The sequence below is a fragment of the Methylobacter sp. genome (assembly GCF_023227905.1).
Lineage (GTDB): Bacteria > Pseudomonadota > Gammaproteobacteria > Methylococcales > Methylomonadaceae > Methylobacter_A.
In genome coordinates this window covers 52431-58570 of the sequence record NZ_JALOCF010000023.1, presented here as the reverse complement: position 1 = coordinate 58570, position 6140 = coordinate 52431, and the positions used below count along the sequence as shown (strand labels likewise).

The 6140-nt window shown below is 52.7% G+C and carries 4 protein-coding genes; 2 read left to right on the top strand and 2 right to left on the bottom strand.

What is annotated here, in order from left to right:
* Window positions 1-152: 152 nt before the first annotated feature.
* Both M0R47_RS11020 and M0R47_RS11015 read right to left on the bottom strand, forming a co-directional pair.
* The gene (locus M0R47_RS11020) at window positions 153-1268 is read right to left on the bottom strand and encodes a GNAT family N-acetyltransferase/peptidase C39 family protein (RefSeq protein WP_292554419.1); all 1116 of its coding nucleotides are present in this window, start codon (window positions 1266-1268) and stop codon (window positions 153-155) included.
* The gene (locus M0R47_RS11015) at window positions 1265-2362 is read right to left on the bottom strand and encodes a DUF2817 domain-containing protein (protein ID WP_292554417.1); all 1098 of its coding nucleotides are present in this window, start codon (window positions 2360-2362) and stop codon (window positions 1265-1267) included. The genes M0R47_RS11020 and M0R47_RS11015 overlap by 4 nt, the downstream gene beginning before the upstream one ends.
* Before the next feature lie 141 nt (window positions 2363-2503).
* On the opposite strand from M0R47_RS11015, the gene M0R47_RS11010 reads away from it, so the two are divergent.
* Window positions 2504-3991, top strand: coding sequence for a RimK family protein (locus tag M0R47_RS11010; RefSeq protein WP_292554414.1), 1488 nt, complete (start codon window positions 2504-2506; stop codon window positions 3989-3991).
* 115 nt (window positions 3992-4106) lie between these two features.
* Window positions 4107-6077, top strand: coding sequence for a PAS domain S-box protein (locus tag M0R47_RS11005; RefSeq protein ID WP_292554412.1), 1971 nt, complete (start codon window positions 4107-4109; stop codon window positions 6075-6077).
* The last annotated feature ends 63 nt before the right edge of the window (window positions 6078-6140 follow it).

Genomic DNA, 6140 nt, shown 5'->3' with positions numbered 1-6140 from the left:
CCCTTCCGGGCCTGGCGGGGTTCACAGCGTATCGTTGCGGGAGGACCGACACGATCACCATAAAACATTAGCCGTACTGGCTAAAGGACGGCTATTATCGTTGAATCGGTTTCAGAACACAAGTCGCAATGGCATAAATTTTGAAAAAATTACTATTGCTCTGTGTTCTGTAACGGCCAAATGATCACTGCCGTTCTGAGCCGGCTTTTGCCGAACGTGGACATCCGGTCGAAATCCTCAAAAGCAATGGGAATAAACTGGCAATCCAGTTCGCTCTGGCGTATTTCTTCGGGATCCGGATCATGCATGTACAGGCAGTCATCGTCGAAGCCGCTCATCACCACCCAATGCGGGGCTTTTTTCCTGTCCATTTGGAAAGTGCTGATCAGAATCAAGGGTATCGCTCCGGCCTTAAAGGCTCCGATCAGGTCGCTTTGGCTGATATTGGCGTAATGTATCTTGATGTCTTGCTGCTCCGCCTCGCGCTTGAAGCTGTTATCGACTAACTCCACGACCCGTTTTTTGGCCTCGCTACGTACGCTGTCTATAAACAGCGTTGAGGTCTGGTTAACCCAAACTTCCACTGCAAATTGCCGCCGCTTTGCCGCCAGCGCCAGCCCTATCGGATGACAGCCGCCGTGGCCTGAAGTCATAAAAATAGTCGTCGCTTCGCGCCACAGGCTGATTTCCTCCTCCACCGAAGGCTGATAAGCCCTGTTTAAGCCATGCATAGCCATCATTAGCGATGCAGGACCGCAGGTAAATGGCGTCGTTTGCCTGAGCCAGTGCACAGACTTGTGTTGGAAGTTGCCGTGATAACGGCGGATCAGTTTCTGGAAACGCAACGCATCTTTGTGGTCTTCATAATAATCGCGGTAGAAGCCGAATTTCTGATAGCCCAGCCATTCATACAGCTTAATCGCCGCTGTGTTATCGACGCTGACTTCAAGACGCAGATACAGTCTGCCGGCATCACCGGCGGCCTGCTCGCCTGCCGACATCAGCAATTTGGCGATGCCTTTGCCTCTATGCTGAGGATCAACGGCAAGCGAATAGACTCGGGCCAACCGGGTGCCGGGGTGATAAATAATCAGGATATAGCCGACCAGCGCGCCTTCCATGTCTGCAACCAATAGGGCCCGATGTTCTGTGGTTATCCAGTGTTTAAAACTGCGCCGGCTTAATTGGTCGGTGTCGAAACAGCGATTCTCAAGCGCCACCAACTGGTTAAGGTCGGTTAACAGGGCCGGGCGAATGACAATGCTCAAGACGATACCCCCCACAAGCCTTGCGCAATAACCTGTCTGGCCCGGAACAGCACCATTTCCCGCCATGCCCGGTCGTCGGGACAAAAATGACGGTGCATGACTCTGCGGTGTTCCAGACGGGCTTGCTCGTTATCGGATTGCGCCCAGAGTTGATGGTCGCGCAGTAGTATTTCAAATAATTGATCGGTGCTGAAAGAGCCGAATTCCAGGGTGATGTAGCAGCTGCGATCATTCATGATTTCATGCCAGGCGTAATCGAGTAGCCCGAGTTTCGGCACCGAGCTGGATGTGCCCAGAAACGGCAATGCAACCGAGTCGCCATACCAATGGTGGGCTGCACGCGTTCCGGCACTGCCCGGCTGATGGTCGCAAATGATTTCGCCATAGCCGTAAGAGCCTAGGCCGGTGTGCAGATCGATGACGGCTAAATCGCGCTGTTGCAAACTGTGTCGGCGCATCAGGTCTTCGCAGACCCGCCTGCCGTGCGCGGACGCCGCTCCGCCATAAAACGGCCCGGACGGATCGCAGTATTGCCCGGCGCTGATGGCTTTTTCGAGCGCAACACGGCCATGCAGTCGCTCAAATTCGGCCAAGGCGACTTTCCGTTGTGCGGCATCTGCCAGATAAAACGTATCCTTGAGCAGCTCATAGTCTTTGTTCTCAGGCAAAGGCCTGGAGAAATCGACGATATTGCGGTTAAGATCAACGCCGTCCGCATCGCAACGCCGTTGCCAGGCATAACCCCACGGCGTCAGGGCATGAACCATCAATACGGCGGTATTGGGTGGAATAGCAACATGCCCTTCGGCAATCAGGCCCAGTTGATCGATCTGCACGGCGCTACCGGCAAAGCCCTCGATGCCATGGGTTCCGCCGAGCAAAACCAACACCCTTGATGCGTCTTCCGGGCCGATCCAGATTGTGTCGGTAACCAGCTCCTCGCCGTCAGGCCCGGTGCCGTCACATGGGTAAGATTGGCAGCTTGCATGACCAGGCAGTTTATTGGCTTGGGCCTGCCAGCGCTGCCGGCCGTCGGCATAGCTACCGGGAAAAAGAGTGGTATCGATAGCGGCGAAAGGAAGACTATATAACATGACGGTTACCTGACGATTTTCTCTAGCATAGCCCCAGTTAAGTTAATCATGGAATATTTCTCAATACCCACAAAAACCCCTTGTACAAACAACTGACTGGTTCCAAAATTATGCCCTATCTTACTACAGGATCTTATTGATATGGCGCGTACTCTTCTGGTTGTTGATGATCTTTCCGACTGGAGCCCTTACTATCCCAGCGATCAAGTCATCACTTTTGAAACCTATCTTGCGACCGAGCAGGGCGACGCTCAGCAACGTGTCCGTATTATCAACCTGTGCAGCAGCTACCGGTATCTTTCCGACGGTTATTACTGCTCGCTGCTGGCCGAGGCCAGAGGCCACCACGTTATTCCTTCGGTTAAAGTACTGAACGATCTGGGCAAAAAGGCGCTCTACCGGCTCCAGCTTGATGACCTCGAGGAAACATTGGGAAAAGGCGCTTTTAAAACCGCCGACAAAAACCGCGAAATAACCTTGATGAGCTATTTCGGCACCACGCCTGACCCGGCTTTTCAGGAGCTTGCCCGGCAGCTGTTTGAACGCCTGTCCTGCCCGATTCTGGAAGTCACGTTGCGCTGCCATGTGAAGCAATGGGAAATCGCCGACTTAAAGGCTATATCGCACCGCCATCTGGATGATGGGCAGCAAACCGTTTTTGCTGATGCGCTGGATAAATTCAGTACCAAAGTTTGGCGCAAGGGCCGGGCCCGTAAAGCGGCGCGCTTCGATCTTGCCATCCTGATCAACCCCGAAGAAGAATTGCCGCCGAGCAACCGTGGCGCGCTGAAAAAATTCATCAAAATCGGCAGGCAAATGGGCATTGAAATAGAACTGATAACGCAGCAACATTTCATACGTCTGTCGGAGTTTGACGGCTTGTTCATACGGGAAACCACCAACATCGACCACCACACCTACCGTTTTGCCAAGAAGGCCGAGGCCGAGGGCCTGGTCGTTATCGACGATCCGACCTCAATGCTGCGCTGCACCAATAAAGTCTATCTGGCCGATTTGTTTCGGACCCATAAAGTACCTACGCCCAAGACCTGGCTGCTGCACAAAGGCAACGCCGTCCACCTGGACAGAGTGGAAGCGGAAGCCGGATTTCCGATGGTCATAAAAATCCCTGACGGTTCTTTTTCCCGCGGCATTGTTAAAGTTCATGACCGGAAAGAGCTGGAGCTTAAAGTGGAAGAGCTATTCCAAAAATCCGCATTACTGCTGGCACAGGAATTTCTTTATACCGATTTTGATTGGCGTATCGGTGTCTTTAATAATAAAGCCCTGTATGCCTGCCGCTATTACATGGTTAAAAATCACTGGCAAATATACCGCTACGGAGCAAGCCGAATCGATAGCGGCAGTTTTGCCACCTTGCCGACTTTTGAAGTCCCCAAAGCCGTGCTTGACGCCGCGCTAAAAGCCACCCAGCCGATAGGCAACGGTTTATACGGCGTGGATGTCAAAGAGAAAGACGGCAAAGGCTATGTCATCGAAGTCAATGACAACCCCAATATCGACAGCGGCGTCGAGGACAAATACCTGGGCGATGAACTGTATCGCTTGATTATGGCCGAACTGCTGCGGCGCATGGAAAATCGCAGTAAAGGGATGTTAATGCTGTAGCCAGGAAACGTCTGTTTGAATAGGGTAGGGTATAGATTACGCCTTACCGAATTGCGTTGATCAGAGCAGTAGCTGAAAGGCGTTTTTTGTCACAACGCATAATGAGGAAGTATATTTGGAACTGAAGCGATTTCAGCGCGTTATCTTGCAAATTACCGTCGCTATCGGCATCGTGCTTTTGGCCGCATCCCTGCGTTTGTGGCCGTTGCAAGCCCTGGGCTTGCGCTTGGCCTACCTCACTTTTTATCCGGCCGTCATGATTGCCGCCCTGTACGGAGGGATTTTTACCGGCTTGCTGGCGACGGCTCTTTCCTCGCTGGTTGTTTATTTCTGGCAGCCCAGCGGGCATCCGTTTATCCAGGATTCGGCCGATTGGTTGGGCATGGCGGTTTTTATCATCAACGGCATCATGGTCTCCCTGGCGTGCGAGGCCATGTTTCATGGGCGAGCACGAATGACTGATGCCCTCGCGCAAGCCAACCGTTTCCGCGATGCGCTGAACCATATCTCCGCTTTTATTTACATGAAGGATCGCCAAGGACACTACGTTTACGCCAATCGGCCAACGCTGGAGTTGTTCAAATGTTCGGCGGAAGAACTTATCGGCAGCGAAGATTCCCGCTTTTTTTCGCCCGACGCTGTTGCCCGGCTCGAGGCTATAGATACACGGGTTCTTGAGTACGGTGAAGATACGGCCGAGGAGGTGGTTGACGGGCAGTATGTCTATTGGGAGATCAAGACGCCGATTTACGACGATACCGACAAAAAACGGATCTGGGGATTGTGCGGCATTTCCACCGACATCACCGAGCGCAAGCGCTTAGAGTCTGCGGCTAAGCACTATGAAGCCATTATCCAGTCTTCAGAAGACGCCATCATCAGTAAATCGCTGGACGGCATCGTTACCAGTTGGAACCCCGGAGCGGAAGCCATGTTTGGCTATAGCGCCGATGAAATGGTCGGCAAGTCCCTGAACATACTGTTTCCCACGGATCGGCAGGATGAGGAAAATATCATACTTGAAAGGCTGCAACGGGGAGAAAAGGTTGAGCCTTTCGAAACGGTGAGGTTGTGCAAGAATGGCAAGGAAATCAACGTTTCCGTAACCATTTCGCCGATTCGCGGCAGCAGCGGAGAAATTATTGGCGCTTCAAAAATTGCCCGCGACATTACCGAACGCAAGCAGCAGGAAGCCGCTTTGCAGGAATCGGAGGAACGCTTCCGATCTACTTTCGACGCCGCCGCCATCGGCATGGCGCTCGTTAGTCTGAAAGGCCGTTTCATGCAAGTGAATGCTGCCTTGTGCCAGATTGTAGGCTACACCGAAGCGGAGCTAACGCAAAAGACCTTCCAGGACATCACCCATCCCGACGATCTGGAAATTGATCTGGCATTAATGCGTGAATTGCTGGCCGGCACACGGCGGAGCTACCAGATGGAAAAGCGCTATGTTAAAAAGGATGGCCGGGTGATCTGGATATTGCTTAGCGGCTCGGCCGTGCGCGATTCGGCCGGAAAAGTGCTCTATTTTGTCGGTCAGATTCAGGACATCAACGAACGCAAAGTCCTGCTGGACCGTCTCGAACGCCAGGCGCAGCAGGATTATCTGACCGGCCTGTGCAACCGTCGTTTTTTTCTGGAACAGGGGGAATTGGAACTTGCCCGGGCGCAGCGTTATGGCAACGAGTTATCCCTATTCATGCTCGATATTGACCACTTCAAAGCAATCAACGATACCTACGGCCATGCGACGGGCGACATCGTTTTGCAGACCTTGAGCCATATTCTCCGGGAAACACTGCGCTCGATCGATATCATCGGCCGATGGGGCGGCGAGGAGTTTGTCATCCTGCTGCCGGAAACCGATGCTCAGGAAGCGGCTGAAATAGCGGAGCGCTTAAGAGAGACTATCGACCTTACCAAGATAACACTGGCAACCGGATTGCCGCTGCATTTCACGGTTTCAATCGGTATAGCGACATTAAAAGAGAAGGATGCCAATATTGATATCTTGCTCAACAATGCCGACGAGGCGCTTTACCAAGCGAAGAATACCGGGCGCAATAAGGTTTGTATCGCGGATTAACTCTCTCGTAGGGCGCAATAGCGTAGCGTATTGCGCCGCAAGAAATGCGGATTGCATCTCACC